The sequence below is a fragment of the Vibrio sp. Vb1026 genome, from assembly GCF_033338745.1.
In the GTDB taxonomy this organism is placed as follows: domain Bacteria; phylum Pseudomonadota; class Gammaproteobacteria; order Enterobacterales; family Vibrionaceae; genus Vibrio; species Vibrio alginolyticus.
Genome location: NZ_JAWOTH010000025.1, coordinates 1 through 15,340 on the forward strand (window position 1 = coordinate 1; position 15,340 = coordinate 15,340).

Here is a 15,340-nt window from a genome sequence, read left to right on the forward strand (position 1 = left end):
AAAACTTGGTTAGACTGCGGGCACATTTGTTGTTGATAAAGATTCTCATCCATGGCTTATCTATCCGCAGTTACCCTACTTTGGGCATTCTCATTTAGCCTGATCGGCGTTTACCTCGCCGGTCAGGTTGATTCTTGGTTCTCGGTGTTCATGCGCGTGGCACTGGCGAGCCTGGTTTTCATTCCCTTTTTGAAATTCCGTGGCGTTAGCAAATCCCTAATCGCGAAACTGATGACTGTCGGTGGCTTCCAGCTCGGTTTGATGTATTGCTTCTACTACCAATCTTTTTTGCTCCTTTCCGTGCCAGAAGTATTGCTGTTCACTGTATTCACACCCATTTACGTCACGCTAATCTATGACTTCTTGAAAGGTCGCTTTTCACCTTGGTACTTAGTTACCGCTGCAATAGCCGTATTTGGTGCCGCCTGGATTAAATTTGCAGGCATTAATGAAGATTTCCTACTGGGCTTTTTGGTCGTACAAGGAGCAAACCTCTGCTTTGCCATCGGTCAGGTGGGCTACAAATATATCATGGAGAGTGAGCCCGTCGATTTGCCACAACACACCGTGTTTGGCTACTTCTACTTAGGTGCACTTTGTGTAGCAACCGTGGCTTTCGCGCTCATGGGTAACCTCGACAAACTACCAACCACTACAACGCAATGGGGCATTCTGACATACCTTGGGTTGATTGCTTCTGGTTTTGGTTACTTTGCTTGGAACAAAGGCGCGACTATGGTGAACGCAGGGGCACTGGCAGTAATGAACAATGCATTGGTTCCGGCGGGCTTGATTGTAAACATTGTGATTTGGAACCGCGATGTTGATGTCATGCGACTCGCCATTGGCGGTGCGATCATCATGCTATCCCTATGGATTAACGAAACCTGGGTGAAAAAGCGCGTAGAGATGAGTTACGCCAATAAGTAACGCAGCTAATCCTATAAACATTTCGACAATAAAAAACGCTCTCCGACTGGAGAGCGTTTTTTGTTTGATTAATGCACTTTGGCTTGTGAGATTGCGTTCATCAAAGCATTAGGTGGAGTTGGCAGCAACACTTCTAGTTTCGCATTGCGCGCTTCAAGCTTGCGCTGACGCTTAAGTAACTTTTGTTGTTTTTTCGCCACTTTTAGCAACTTCTTTTGCTGCTTATAGTGCTTTTTCAGTGTTTTTTTCGCTTTCTTGAGCGATTTTTTATCCGCTAAATCAAACCATACTGGTGCGTCGGCTCTTACTGGCTCCGGAGATTTTTCGGCTTGTTTTTTCTCTTTCACACGCTCAACAACACGCCTCACAATCGCGGCTTTTTCGTTGCTTTGTTTAGTGGTCACTGGAATCGCTTGTGCTGGCAGAGCTTCAACCAATAAGCCACATGCTTGTTGCTCACTCAATGGCTTGTCTTGGCATTTTTGTGGAGGAATTGCGGCTGGCTTACAAAGGGTATCTTTGGCCGATGAAGAGCGTGCGCAAGAACGACAAACGAATTTTGGTGCGACAACTAAACGATGGATATCACCAAGTTCTGCCGCGATCTGTTTGCGACTCATTTTACATAAACGTTTAGCCATTCTACTACTCCAGCTTCCCAGTTATCGACCGCATCACAACAAGTGAAATAATAATAATTCTTAGTTAGATATACAGTCAGGGAAGGGAATTAGCAAGAGAAAACTATCAATAGTGTTCAGGAAAGAATGGCAGCGTCACAGCACTTGGTTCAATGCTGTGACGAGAAGTTTTTGCGAGTCAGGAGGTTATGCCATCGAGGCTTTGACGTAGACGTCGAAACGATTCTTTTTGGTTTCAATCGCCATGCTTGGCTTTTGCTCGTTCAGCCAATTCGCGTAGTCCGGGCGCTTAACTACTACACGCTTTGTGGCTAACGCCATGGCTGGTCCTAGTAGGCCATCGGCGTCCAAATCAGCGCCAACCAACGATTGGAAAACGCGCATTTCTTTTTTCACGAGCGCCGACTTCTTTTTATTTTCTGGGTGCGGATACATCGGGTCAAGATACACCACATCTGGCTGGACAAAGTCTTTATCTTGCGCCAATTGTTCCAGCGCATCATGGCTAGAAGCATGGATTAGCGACATGCGCTCAGATACCCAGGTGCCGATTTCTGGGTCTTGTTTCGCTCGATCCAAGCCATCATCTAACAAAGCCGCTACGACTGGATGACGCTCGACCATCTGCACTTTACAACCTAGCGAGGCGAGCACAAACGCATCACGACCAAGACCTGCCGTGCCGTCTAACACGGTTGGCGTTGCCCCTTTGTTCAACCCCGCAGCTTTCGCAATTGCCTGGCCTTTACCACCACCGAACTTGCGACGATGACCGACCGCACCACCAATCAAATCCACAAAGATTGCACCCAGCTTTGGCTCATCCACTTTACGTAGCTCCAAACGCTCGGTGGTTAGCACCAAAGCAAAATCGCTATCGTCAGTGTGTGAAAGCTGCCAACGCGCAGCGAGTTCATCAAGATGAGATTGTTGAGACGGGTTTTCACAGATCAATTGCAGTTGCAAAAGGAGGCTCCAATAAAAATCGAGGTAACTGGCGCTGAGTGTATACCTAAGTTACCTATTAATGCTAGGTTGAGCTTGCTACGCAGAGGTTATACAGCCGTCAGTTGCTCCACTAGCTCAGAAAGCGGCTTAGGATGGCCAATACCGTAGCCTTGGCCGTAGTCCACACCGAGGTCTATCAAATGCTGCATGACCTGGTCATTTTCGACAAACTCCGCCACCGTCACTTTGCCTAGTTGCTTCGCCAAGTCATTGATTGAACGAACCATCACGCGGTCCATTTCATTTACGTTGATATCTTGCACGAAAAGACCATCAATTTTCACGATATCGACAGGAAGTTTCTTTAAGTAACCAAATGAAGACAATCCAGATCCGAAATCATCCAATGCAATCATGCAACCCAAAGACTTTAGCTTGGTAAACAACTCAATGGCTTGATCCAGATTGCTCATCGCCGCTGTCTCGGTGATTTCTAAGCAGATTTTTTCACACGGCAGAGTCGAACTTTCCAATCGCTCCAATAAGAAGTCAATAAACTCTTGATTCCCCATAGATTGACCTGAAAGGTTTATCGAACAGCGACCAAGCTGTTCAACCACCTCAGGACGCTGTTCAAACCACTCTAGTGTTTGAGTAATAACCTGCTTATCAATCCAATGGGCAATGTTGTAGCGCTCGGAAGCAGGGATAAACAGCGCAGGAGAAACATAATCACCGTACCCATTGCGAATACGCACCAAAATCTCAAAATACATTTGAGTCTCGTGCTTTTGTAAGCTTTTTATCGGTTGAGCAAACAGTTCTAAACGTTGATTCGACAATGCCTCATGCACCAAATTGACGCTCTGCATTTCCATCTGACGACGCTGCAACTCTTCGTTATCTAAGCTGAATAGATTATAGCGGTTACGGCCTTGCTCTTTAGCGGCGTGACAAGCAGAGTCTGCTTGAGCGTGCACCATTTGTGGCGTATCAGCGGTATGATCGATGATACGGATACCAATTGAGCAACTGATGAACAGGCGTGTGTCTTCCCAAATAAAGAGGTGTTCGCTTAGTGTCGAGATGATCAGTTTGGCAATATTGATGGCGCCATATTCGTCACAGTCTTTGAGTAACACCGCAAACTCATCGCCTCCCATTCGAGCCAAGATGGAATTGTACGGCAGAACGCCTTCCAGCATACTTGCGCAGAATTGAATCGCCGCATCACCTGCATCATGCCCAACCGTATCATTGAGGACTTTTAGTTGATCTAAGTCGAGGTACAACATGGCGTGGACTCGACGATGGCTGTCCACTTCGCACAGTGCGGTCTTAAGCTCTAGTTCAAAATGGTTTCTGTTGTAAGTCCCCGTCAGTAAGTCATAGCGAGCTTGGTATTCCAATTTCTCGGAGAGCAGTTTGGTTTCGGTAATATCTTCGCCCACAATCAGCAGTTGCTCAGATTCACTCAGCGGACGAATATTCTCGCGCACCCAAACACGATGACCATTTGCATGACGATACTCGACTTCACGTCGCCAAACACCATGCACTTGCTGGTTGGGTTGCAATAACACTTGGCGAGGGAACAGCACTTTGTCATCAAAATAGAACTCCCTCAGGCGATGTCCGAGCATGTCCATCGGTTTGTAGCCAAGAAGTAGTTGAGCAAATCGATTCACTTCTTGAATTCGGTTATTACTATCAAGCGTCACCATCATCACGGGCTGCTGCTCATAATAGTTGCGTAGGGTTGACTCACGTTGGTAGAGCTTGTCCTCCATCAATTTACGACTGGTAATATCGCGCGCTTCAAACAAGTATTGCTTATGATTCCCTACTTGCTGAGAAAAAGGCTTGAGCGAAACTTCTAACACCAAGGCGCCGTGTTCTTTACTCCAAATTTCAGCTTCAAACGTCGACACTTGATGGTGAGGCGCATGGAAATACTCCTCTAGCAGCGCTTGGGCTTTCTCACTCCAGTTGGGATGAAACCAAAGTGGTCGGTCTAAACGCAGTCCTTGGTGATAAAGTAAGGATTGAAGGTGATCGTTGCCCGATTTAAGCACACCGTTGGCATCCAAAATGCCCATATACTGCATGCTCTGATCGAAAATCGATTCTAGAATAGCCTGGCTTTCTCGCGCAGCGCTCTCACTGCGACGCATCCGCTGTAAATAATAACCCATCAGCAAAATGACCACCGACATCACCACAAACAGACTACCAAACAGGCGAATTTCCTTGGCAAAACGTTCAGAAAGCTTCATTGGCTTATTAAAAAATACCGCAGAAACCTCTTGTTCAGCCCCCAATCCCCAACGCGCTACCGCTTGGTAATCGAGCTTTATTTCAGAATCACTTTTTTTCACGGCAGGCAGAGGCTGATCAGGGTTATCCAAAACGAATTCAAGCATCTCTGCACTCTCAATACCATGCCGATAACCACTTTGAATAACCCCTCCAACTGCGCCATGACCCAAACCAATGTCATGCACCATAAACAGCGGCGCGTTTGAGACTTTGTTGACACCAACCCAGTCACGCTCGCTGCCAACCATACCTTGTTTATCTCGGTAATAGGTCCAGAACAAGACGACTTTATCGGAACTCAGTTTTGCGACTTGTTGTTTTAGATCGATGATGCTGTCTGGGACAAGTTGTACGATTTTGTCTCGATATTGCGGGAACTTGAGGACAAAATTGTCGATTTGATAACGCAACACCTCACCGGTCACCGAGTGGTCACTGACGATGAGAACTTGTGTGTAGTTCGGATGTAAGCGCTCAATAAGAGCGAGATTCGCTTCCAAATCGACATCTTCCATGACTCCGGTTGCATTCAGAGAACGATGTAAAGAAGGATGGTAGTTATTAATGCCGTTAAATATAACTGGGGTGTCTTTGATGATTGGGGCTAAACGCTGCATGAGTTCAAGCGCATTGTTATCGCTCACTAAAATGGCATCGAATCGCTCTTTGCGTAATTTCGTAAGATATAAGGATTTTAGTTGTGCAAAAAACTGCTCACTCTGGTTACGTTTCGAGTCTAGATAGAGCACACGCATGTCCAGCGCTCGATCGCCCAGCTGTTGCTCGATGCCTCGCTGTATGGAGTCCGTCCAGAAAAAACCCTGATGATAGGAGTGCACGACCAACACCTTCGGATCTGAGGCCGTAGCAAACGCGCTCCAACATAGCGCGGCAATAACCAGAAAACGCTGCACATTATCTCCATAGCTCGGAGTTAACCCGCAGTTACTCCTGCCAAACCTTGTGAATCCTATCCGCTATGAGTATAAAAGGGAGGTAAAACTCTATCCCTAACGGAAATCATAGTATGAATGCGAGCCTGCCGAAACTCGACGACCTTGACCGCGCAATATTAAAAACACTAATGGCTGACGCCAGAACGCCCTACGCAGAAATGGCAAAGCAGTTCGATGTCAGCCCTGCCACTATCCATGTGCGTATCGAGAAGATGAAGTCGGCTGACATCATCGAAGGAACGGAGGTGATCATCAATACTAAAAAGCTTGGCTACGATGTGTGCTGCTTTATTGGTATTAACCTCAATGCAGCTCGTGATTACCACTCCGCGTTAGAAAAACTCAACGCGCTCGACGAAGTCGTTGAAGCTTACTACACCACGGGCGCGTATAACATATTCGTCAAATTGATGTGCAAATCGATTGAAGAGCTGCAATTTGTACTGATCGACAAGCTGCAAGCCATTGATGAGGTTCAGTCCACGGAGACATTGATATCGTTGCAGAACCCGATCAACCGAAACGTAAATCCGTAAAATTTTTTATAAAAACTGTACAAAAAAGGCCAACCGAACGGTTGGCCTTGATGTTTTTTGCTCAATTTACGCCGCAATACCCGAATGGCGCAACAGTGCATCGATTTGTGGCTCGCGGCCACGGAAGCGCTTAAACAGCTCCATTGGCTCTTCACTGCCCCCCATTTCTAGGATGTTGTTCAGGAAGCTTAGACCCGTCTCTTTGTTGAAGATGCCTTCTTCTTCAAAGCGAGAATACGCGTCTGACGACAGCACTTCAGCCCACAGGTAGCTGTAGTAACCCGCACTGTAGCCACCAGCAAAAATATGGCCGAAGCTGTGTGAGAAACGCGCCCACTCAACCGCAGGAACTACCGCGACTTTCTCTTTCACTTTCGCCAGAGTTTCCAGTACACGCGCACCCACTTCAGGGTCATATTCGGTGTGAAGCGTGAAGTCGAACAAGCCGAATTCTAGCTGACGCAAAATACCCATCGCAGATTGGAAGTTTTTCGCTGCGAGCATTTTGTCTAGCATCGCTTTAGGTAGCGGCTCACCTGTCTCATAGTGACCAGAAATGAACGCCAGCGCATCCTCTTCCCAACACCAGTTTTCTAGGAACTGACTTGGTAGCTCAACCGCATCCCAAGGCACGCCATTAATACCTGAAACAGCACCTGTATCAACTTGCGTCAACATGTGGTGGATTCCATGACCAAACTCATGGAATAGCGTCACGACTTCATCGTGCGTGAACAGTGCTGGTTTGTCGCCCACTGGACGGTTGAAGTTACACGTTAGATACGCAACCGGCGTTTGCAGCTCGCCAGATAGCGTAACGCGACGACCACGACAATCATCCATCCACGCGCCGCCACGTTTGTGTTCACGAGCGTAGAGATCTAGGTAGAAGCTGCCACGGAGTGAGCCTTCAGCATCAAAGATATCGAAAAAGCGCACGGACTCATGCCAAGTGTCTACGCCTTCGCGCTCAGTAACGGTCATGCCAAACACGCGGTTTAGCACTTCAAACAGACCGCTCACGACTTTTGACTCTGGGAAGTATGGGCGCAGTTCTTCATCCGAAATTTGGAACAGGTGCTGCTTTTGTTTCTCGCTGTAGTAAGCGATATCCCAAACGTTCAGCTCTTCAACACCAAACTCACTTTTCGCAAACTGACGTAACTCTTCGACTTCACGTTCACCTTGCGGTTTCGCTCGTGTCGCTAGGTCATTCAGGAAGCCCAGCACTTGATCCGGCGTTTCAGCCATCTTTGTTGCTAACGACTTTTCACTGTAAGTATTGAAACCTAGCATACGTGAAATTTCATGGCGCAGTTTTAGCTGCTCAGTAATGATTTCTGAGTTATCCCATTTGCCTGCGTTTGGACCTCGATCAGAAGCGCGCGTCACGTACGCTTCGTACACTTCTTTACGCAACTCTTGGTTATCGCAGTACGTCATGACAGGTAGGTAAGATGGGATATCTAGCGTAATGAGGTAACCATCTAACTCTTTTGCTTCTGCGGCAGCTTTCGCTGCTGCCAGCGCCGATTCTGGCATACCTGCTAGGTCTTTCTCGTCTGTGATGTGCTTGGTCCAACCCATGGTGGCATCCAGCACATTGTTAGAGAATTTAGAGCTCAGCTCAGACATACGTTTGCTGATCTCGCCGTAACGGTGCTGCTCATCGGATGGCAAACCAATGCCTGATAACTCGAAATCACGCAGTGCATCAGTGATGGTTTTCTGCTGGGCACGAGTTAACGTTGCAAATTCTTCGCTCGCTTTGATGGTTTTGTACGCTTCGTACAACCCTTTGTGCTGACCAACCCAAGTGCCGTACTCTGACAAAATTGGTAGGCAACTTTCGTAAGCTTCACGTAGCTCTTCGCTGTTCACTACCGAGTTCATGTGACCCACTGGCGACCAGATGCGGCTTAAGCGATCATCCGCTTCTTCAATTGGCGCAATCACACTGTCCCAAGTTGGATGAGCGTTGTCTTGTAGAACTTCATCGATTTTTGCTCGGCAGTCAGCAATCGCTTGCTCAACGGCAGGCTTGATGTGTTCTGGTTTAATTTGAGAAAACGGAGGTAGGTCCGTAAACGTCAGAAGAGGATTAGACATGAATAATTCCTTTTGTGTTTTGACTCTGTGATTGCCTGTCTATTTTGTGTAGATAGGCCAACTCAATGTACAGACGAGCCAGCAACATGGATTGGGGGAGCTCCGTTCCCTTTCTCTATGCCGCGATGACCATCATATAGTCAACCAGCGCTACTCTGTCCTTGAGTCTTGTTATACCTAAATGAAATTTCACACCCTTTTGAGTGCGAGACACTCACCTAGTTCAATTCGATTACCCATAGTAAGTGTGGGTGACTTAAAGAAATTTCAATAGCGTCCCCTTATCAGAGGAACAGATTTGATTGGAAGTTCTACATCTTTAAGTTACTTGAGTATAATACCGCCATAGAGTGAAAATCACAGACCACACTCAACCAAAGAGTGTTTCGAGAGTTTAATTTGTTAAGTTACCGCCACAGCTTCCACGCTGGCAACCATGCCGACGTGGTCAAACACATCGTTCAAAGCCTCATTCTTGATGCGCTGAAACAAAAAGATAAGCCATTCGTTTATCACGATACCCACTCGGGTGTGGGCCGTTACGATCTGACTCACGAATGGTCTGAAAAAACGGGCGAATACAAACAAGGCATCGCACGTATTTGGGATAACCCAAGCATTCCCGAAGACATCAAAAGCTACATCGATGCCATTAAAGTGCTCAACAATGGCGAGAAGCTGCGTTACTACCCAGGCTCACCACGTGTGGCGCGCGCGCAAATCCGCCCACAAGATCGCATGGTGCTGACCGAGTTGCACCCGGCCGATCACCCATTGTTAGAGCAAGAATTCCATCGTGATCGCCAAGTGAGCATCTTCAAAGAAGACGGATTCCAACGCCTCAAAGCAAGCTTACCGCCACAAGAACGTCGTGGTTTGGTGCTGATTGACCCACCATACGAACTCGCGAAAGAGTACCGCGATGTGGTGCGAGCGATTCATCAGAGCCATAAACGTTGGGCAACCGGTATCTACGCGATTTGGTACCCAGTGGTAAACCGTCACGACATCGAAGATATGATCGAAGGCTTGGAAGCACTGGGCATTCGTAAAATTCTGCAAATCGAGTTAGGTGTTGCACCAGATACCAACGAGCGCGGCATGACGGCATCCGGCATGATTGTGATTAACCCGCCATGGAAACTGGAAAGCCAGATGAAAGAGATTCTGCCATTCCTGCAAGACGCGATCGCACCAGCAACTGGCCACTGGAAAGTGGACTGGATTGTGCCAGAGTAAGCACTTCAGTACTGATATCTTCAAGCGCAACGATATTCTCGTTGCGCTTTTTTATGCTCTCACCTTCTCCCTCCAATCGTGCTTATTCTTCTTTTTGTGCCTCTCATCGCTATTTGTCATAAGTATTGTCGCTTTTTCCCATTTAGGAATTAGTCGAATTCGATTTATGATAGTGGGATAACGGTGGCATTGAGTTCGGGCAAGGTCATCCCAATCTATCTATGTACCAGATAAAATTTATAAGCTCTTGGAGAAAGTAATGGCGACTCATTTTGACTATATCTGTATCGGTGGCGGCAGTGGCGGCATCGCATCTGCAAACCGTGCGGCGATGTACGGCGCGAAAGTTGCGCTAATCGAAGCTCAAGACCTTGGCGGTACCTGTGTAAACGTAGGTTGTGTACCGAAAAAAGTGATGTGGCATGGCGCGCAAATCGCAGAAGCAATGAACCTGTACGCAGAAGATTACGGTTTTGATGTCGACGTGAAAGGTTTCGACTGGAGCAAACTGGTTGAGAGCCGTCAGGCATACATCGGTCGTATTCACCAATCTTACGATCGCGTTCTTGGCAACAACAAAGTAAACGTGATTAAAGGCTTTGCTAAGTTTGTTGACGAAAAAACTGTCGAAGTAAACGGTGAACACTACACAGCAGATCACATCCTGATCGCGGTTGGTGGTCGTCCTACTATTCCAAACATTCCAGGCGCTGAATACGGCATCGATTCAAACGGCTTCTTCGACCTAGCAGAGCAACCAAAACGCGTTGCGGTTGTGGGTGCTGGCTACATCGCAGTTGAAATTGCTGGCGTACTGCACGCGCTAGGTACAGAAACGCACCTGTTCGTACGTAAAGAGTCACCACTGCGTAGCTTCGATCCAATGATCATCGATACGTTGGTTGAAGTGATGGACGCAGAAGGTCCAAAACTGCACACCCACTCTGTACCAAAAGAAGTGGTAAAAGAAGCCGATGGCAGCCTAACTCTGCACCTAGAAAACGGTGAAAGCCAAAACGTTGACCAACTGATTTGGGCAATCGGTCGTCACCCTGCGACAGACGCAATCAACCTAGCGTCAACCGGTGTGGCAACGAACGAAAAAGGCTACATCAAGGTAGACGAATACCAAGAAACCAACGTGAAAGGCATCTACTGTGTGGGTGACATCATGGAAGGCGGTATCGAGCTAACGCCAGTAGCAGTGAAAGCGGGTCGTCAACTTTCTGAGCGTTTGTTCAACAACAAACCAAACGCGAAAATGGACTACGATTTGGTACCAACTGTGGTATTTAGCCACCCACCAATCGGCACTATCGGTCTAACGACGCAAGAAGCGGAAGAGAAGTACGGCAAAGACAATATCAAAGTCTACACGTCTGGCTTTACGGCGATGTACACCGCCGTTACTAAGCACCGTCAACCATGTAAGATGAAGCTTGTATGTGCGGGCGAAGAAGAAACGGTTGTTGGTCTGCACGGCATCGGTTTCACGGTAGATGAAATGATCCAAGGCTTCGGCGTAGCAATGAAGATGGGCGCAACCAAAGCAGACTTCGACTCTGTTGTGGCTATCCACCCAACGGGCTCTGAAGAGTTCGTAACGATGCGTTAATTACGCGCTAATCGCATTGCTGATTTCAGCGAATCATTTGAAAAGGTCATCTTAGGATGACCTTTTTTTGTTATCCCATGCTTAACTCGCATTCTCTAATAATGTGCGAATAAACTCGGCTTTAATAGCACTCTCCTGCTTACCATCATGAATCAGACACAAGTCTGCACACAGTGACTCTTTCAGCTTGATAAAACGAATCCCATGCCAATGATGCTGAGAAAACGTCGACGGAACCAACGTCACGGTATTGCTGTTTGCTACATATGCCATCAAGGTGCTTGGCTCCACCACTTGTTTGCCAATATGGGGTGAAAAGCCTTCTTGCAGACAGGCATTGATGATGAAGTTTGCCGAGGCAGAATTCGCCAAACTCATAAACGCAAACTCACACGCCTTTAAATCTTGGAGCCGCAGCAAAGATTTGCTGGCTAACTCATGTTGCTCCGACACCGCCACCACAAACACATCTTTGCCCAAAGATACCGACTGATACGGATAAATGTTGAGTGCATCAGCAAAACGCACAATGCCCACATCGATTTTCTTCTCGCTCAGATGCTTCTTTTGCGTCTCTGGGTTAAGGTCAAAAATGTCGGCGTGATAAGTGTCATGCTCAGCATGGAAACGCTGTAACAGACGATCAAATCCACCCCAAAATGCGCTACTTACCACACCAACTCGCAGGATATTTCTCTGGTTCAACCCCACTTGCTGCACTTGATTGAGCGAGACATCCAAGGTCTGAAAAATCAGTTGGCATTTGGACTCCAACAATCGCCCGGCCTCCGTCAGCATGACGTTTCTTGAATCACGCTCAAACAGTTTGACGTTAAGCACTTCTTCCAACTCTTTGATGCGATTGCTCAACGGCGAATTGGTGATATTGAGGTTCTCGGCGGCCTTAGTGAAATGCTTGGTTTGTGCGACCTCGTAAAAGTAACGCAGCATCTTCAGCGTCACGCGCTCAAATGGTTCTGACTTCATGCATTGAGTCCTAGCGAATTTCATCATCCTCTTTTTAAGGATGATAGTAGCGAATAAAGCAAAGATAACCAGCGCAGAAAGTCACACAATAGAATCAACACACAACCAGAAGGTGACTAACATGAATCACGATCCAGTAATCGGTGCGCTACAAACCATTCGCGAACGCAAACCAAACTTCCAACCTAAAGCGGCGTTTATTTTAGGCTCTGGCTTGGGCGTATTGGCAGATGAACTACAAGACAAAGTGGTCATTCCATACGAAGAGCTCGAAGGCTTTCCGGTTAGCACCGTGCTAGGCCACTCTGGTGAGTTGGTACTTGGTACCATGGGTGGCGTAGACGTAGTGTGCATGAAAGGTCGCGGTCACTACTACGAACACGGCTCAATGAAGGTCATGACCACGCCCGTGCGCACCTTTAAAAAGCTGGGCTGTGAGTTTCTGCTCGTCACCAACGCGGCAGGCTCCCTTCGCCCTGAGCGTATTGATGTCGGTTCTCTGGTGGTATTTCATGACCACATCAACACCATGCCTGAATCGCCAATGATCGGTCCGAATGATGAAGAGTACGGCCCGAGGTTCTTCAGCCTCGCCAATGTCTACGACAAAGACCTGCGAGCAGAAGCGTTTGAAGTCGGCAAAGCCAATGGCATTCACCTCAATGAAGGCGTGTTTGTCTCTTACACAGGCCCCAACTTTGAGACCACAGCCGAAATCCGCATGATGCAAATCATCGGTGGTGATGTGGTGGGCATGTCGGTCGTGCCAGAAGTGATTTCTGCGGCGCATTGCGGCTTACCCGTATTGGCAGTGTGTGCGATCACCAACATGGCAGAAGGCTTGGGAGATGTAGAATTGTCTCACGCCCAAACATTGAAGTGCGCGAAGCTAGCCGAAGCAGATTTCATTCGCTTTATTAAGCGCTTTATGAAGCATCACTTCTAAAGCCGTTTCATTCCAAAAGCAAAAGGGTCATCAAGTAACTTGATGACCCTTTTTTGTATCACTTTTTCTAACGTTCGGGGTATTTCGGAGCCGTTTGTGCGTTTTACTTAACTGCGCGAACCAATTCAGCAATGCCTTCCCAATCGCCGTTGTCCATCATTGCGGTTGGCACCATCCAAGTACCGCCACAAGCCACAACCGATTTCAGCGCTAGGTAATCTTCCACGTTGGATGGGCTTACGCCACCTGTTGGCATGAATTCCACTGGGTAAACCGCCGTGAGTGCTTTCAGCATGCTTACGCCGCCTGATGGCTCAGCAGGGAAGAACTTCAACGTACGCAGACCCATTTCCATCGCTTGCTCAACCAAGCTTGGGTTGTTTACACCCGGTACGATAGTCACGCCACGTTGCTGACAGTATTTCACTGTGGTTGGGTTGAAGCCTGGGCTAACGATAAAGTCCACACCCGCTTCGATGGCGATATCCACTTGTTCTGTGGTCAAAACGGTGCCCGCGCCAATCAACAATTCTGGGTACGCTTCACGCATGATGCAAATCGACTCCGCCGCCGCTTCGGTGCGGAATGTTACTTCCGCACATGGTAAACCGTTTTCTACCAACACTTTTGCCAGTGGCAGAGCGTGTGCTACGTCGTTGATTGCGATAACTGGGACGATTTTGATATCTCTTAATCGTTGTTCAAGTGTTGTCATGTGGAACCTCTAAAGAATAAAGCTTAATGTTGCGACGATAATAAACGCGATACCGCCAAGTAACGTTTCCATTACCGTCCAAGTTTTTAATGTGGTTTTCTCATCCATCTCAAGCAAACGAGATACCAACCAGAAACCAGAGTCATTGAAGTGAGACAGTACCGTTGCACCACCCGCAATCGCGATTACGATAAAGCAAAGGTCGAGTTCACTCAAACCTGTTGATGCAGCCACAACTGGCGCGATAAGAGCTGCCGTAGTGGTTAGCGCTACCGTTGCCGAGCCTTGAGCAACACGCAGACAGGTTGAAATAACAAACGCCGCCACAATCACAGGCATACCTGTATCTGTAAGAACGTCAGCCAGTGCATCACCGATACCACTTGAACGCAGTACGCCGCCAAACATGCCACCTGCACCCGTTACTAGGATAACACCACAGATAGGAGCCAATGACTCACCACATAATTTTTCTAGTTTTGCCATGCCGTAGTCTTTGGCAAACACAGCCAGACAGACAATCAAAGTGATCAGCAACGCAACTGGGGTTTTACCTAGCATGCGTAGGAACTCAACCAGTGCCGTTTTGCCATCAATCAAACCTGCAACCGCCAGTGTGTTCAATACCGTATCCAAACAGATTAGCAGGACTGGCAGCACAAGGATGGTCATAACCGTGCCAAATTTTGGTGCGTTGCGCTCATCCACCATCGCTTCGCCATTAAAGAAGGCTTTAGATAGTGGGATATCGAATTTTTTGCCCGCGTACAAACCAAATAGGTAAGCGCCAAGGTACCAAGTTGGAATAGCAACCAAAATACCCACCACCAATAGCAGACCGATGTTTGCGCCAAGGAATTCTGCCGCTGCAACCGGACCTGGGTGTGGTGGAACAAACGCGTGCATAACCGCAAAAGCACCGGCTGCTGGCAACGCGTATTTAATTGGTGAGCCACCAAAACGAGCCGCCACACTTAGGATGATTGGCATCATCACTACAAGGCCAGCATCGAAGAAGATTGGGAAGCCAAACAGTAATGAAGCGACGCCCAAAGCAAATGGTGCGCGCTCTTTACCAAAGCGACCAATCAAAGTGTCTGCCAGCACTTTCGCACCGCCAGTCACTTCAAGAATTTTACCGATCATCGCACCAAGACCAACCAGCAATGCCACGGAAGCCAGTGTGCCGCCGAAGCCGCCCATCATGGTCGATACGACTTTCTCAGAAGGAACGCCAGTGGCGATTGCTGTGCCTAAACTCACCATAGTAAGGGAAGCAAAAGCATGGACTTTCAGTTTAATGATCAGAACGAGTAACGCTGCAATGGCAAGGCCTGCAATCGTCAGTAGGAACGTAGGATCTGGGGCTTGGGTTAATTGCTCCATAGGTTCACCTTTA

12 protein-coding genes are annotated in these 15,340 nt (G+C 47.8%); 5 read left to right on the forward strand and 7 right to left on the reverse strand.

Annotated elements, in window-relative coordinates; translation table 11 throughout:
* The first annotated feature begins 51 nt into the window (after positions 1-51).
* Positions 52-930, forward strand: a complete 879-nt coding sequence (locus R7E47_RS22245) for a carboxylate/amino acid/amine transporter (protein ID WP_025768287.1) — start codon at positions 52-54, stop codon at positions 928-930.
* Positions 931-998: 68 nt separating this feature from the next.
* Here R7E47_RS22245 and R7E47_RS22250 read toward each other — a convergent pair whose 3' ends face one another.
* From R7E47_RS22250 to R7E47_RS22260, 3 genes are all read right to left on the reverse strand, one after another.
* The gene (locus R7E47_RS22250; RefSeq protein WP_104975734.1) at positions 999-1,571 is read right to left on the reverse strand and encodes a hypothetical protein; all 573 of its coding nucleotides are present in this window, start codon (positions 1,569-1,571) and stop codon (positions 999-1,001) included.
* 186 nt (positions 1,572-1,757) lie between these two features.
* Positions 1,758-2,537, reverse strand: a complete 780-nt coding sequence (locus tag R7E47_RS22255) for a class I SAM-dependent methyltransferase (protein ID WP_017635032.1) — start codon at positions 2,535-2,537, stop codon at positions 1,758-1,760.
* 89 nt (positions 2,538-2,626) lie between these two features.
* Positions 2,627-5,752, reverse strand: a complete 3,126-nt coding sequence (locus R7E47_RS22260; RefSeq protein ID WP_053307269.1) for an EAL domain-containing protein — start codon at positions 5,750-5,752, stop codon at positions 2,627-2,629.
* Positions 5,753-5,865: 113 nt separating this feature from the next.
* Between R7E47_RS22260 and asnC the strand changes: the two genes are divergently transcribed.
* A complete protein-coding gene (gene asnC / locus R7E47_RS22265; RefSeq protein WP_005389595.1) occupies positions 5,866-6,330 on the forward strand; it encodes a transcriptional regulator AsnC in 465 nt (154 codons plus the stop codon).
* A 66-nt stretch (positions 6,331-6,396) separates the two neighbouring features.
* Here asnC and prlC read toward each other — a convergent pair whose 3' ends face one another.
* Positions 6,397-8,439 (reverse strand): oligopeptidase A, encoded by a 2,043-nt coding sequence (prlC, locus tag R7E47_RS22270; RefSeq protein WP_318085066.1) that lies wholly within the window; start codon positions 8,437-8,439, stop codon positions 6,397-6,399.
* A 399-nt stretch (positions 8,440-8,838) separates the two neighbouring features.
* On the opposite strand from prlC, the gene R7E47_RS22275 reads away from it, so the two are divergent.
* Both R7E47_RS22275 and gorA read left to right on the forward strand, forming a co-directional pair.
* The gene (locus R7E47_RS22275; RefSeq protein WP_005379158.1) at positions 8,839-9,678 is read left to right on the forward strand and encodes a 23S rRNA (adenine(2030)-N(6))-methyltransferase RlmJ; all 840 of its coding nucleotides are present in this window, start codon (positions 8,839-8,841) and stop codon (positions 9,676-9,678) included.
* 259 nt (positions 9,679-9,937) lie between these two features.
* A complete protein-coding gene (gorA, locus tag R7E47_RS22280) occupies positions 9,938-11,293 on the forward strand; it encodes a glutathione-disulfide reductase (protein WP_005379157.1) in 1,356 nt (451 codons plus the stop codon).
* An 81-nt stretch (positions 11,294-11,374) separates the two neighbouring features.
* On the opposite strand, the gene R7E47_RS22285 is transcribed toward gorA, so the two are convergent.
* On the reverse strand, positions 11,375-12,280 hold the full coding sequence (locus R7E47_RS22285) for a LysR family transcriptional regulator (protein ID WP_017635035.1): 906 nt from the start codon (positions 12,278-12,280) through the stop codon (positions 11,375-11,377).
* A 121-nt stretch (positions 12,281-12,401) separates the two neighbouring features.
* Here R7E47_RS22285 and xapA point away from each other — a divergent pair, with 121 nt between their 5' ends.
* Positions 12,402-13,226: a xanthosine phosphorylase gene (gene xapA / locus R7E47_RS22290; RefSeq protein WP_213972335.1), complete on the forward strand. Its 825-nt coding sequence runs from the start codon at positions 12,402-12,404 to the stop codon at positions 13,224-13,226.
* Between the two features lie 103 nt (positions 13,227-13,329).
* Here xapA and R7E47_RS22295 read toward each other — a convergent pair whose 3' ends face one another.
* Positions 13,330-13,941, reverse strand: coding sequence for a bifunctional 4-hydroxy-2-oxoglutarate aldolase/2-dehydro-3-deoxy-phosphogluconate aldolase (locus tag R7E47_RS22295; protein WP_053349769.1), 612 nt, complete (start codon positions 13,939-13,941; stop codon positions 13,330-13,332).
* Positions 13,942-13,950: 9 nt separating this feature from the next.
* Entirely contained in the window at positions 13,951-15,327 is a 1,377-nt protein-coding gene (locus R7E47_RS22300; protein ID WP_005478622.1) for a GntP family permease, read from the reverse strand.
* Between the last annotated feature and the right edge of the window lie 13 nt (positions 15,328-15,340).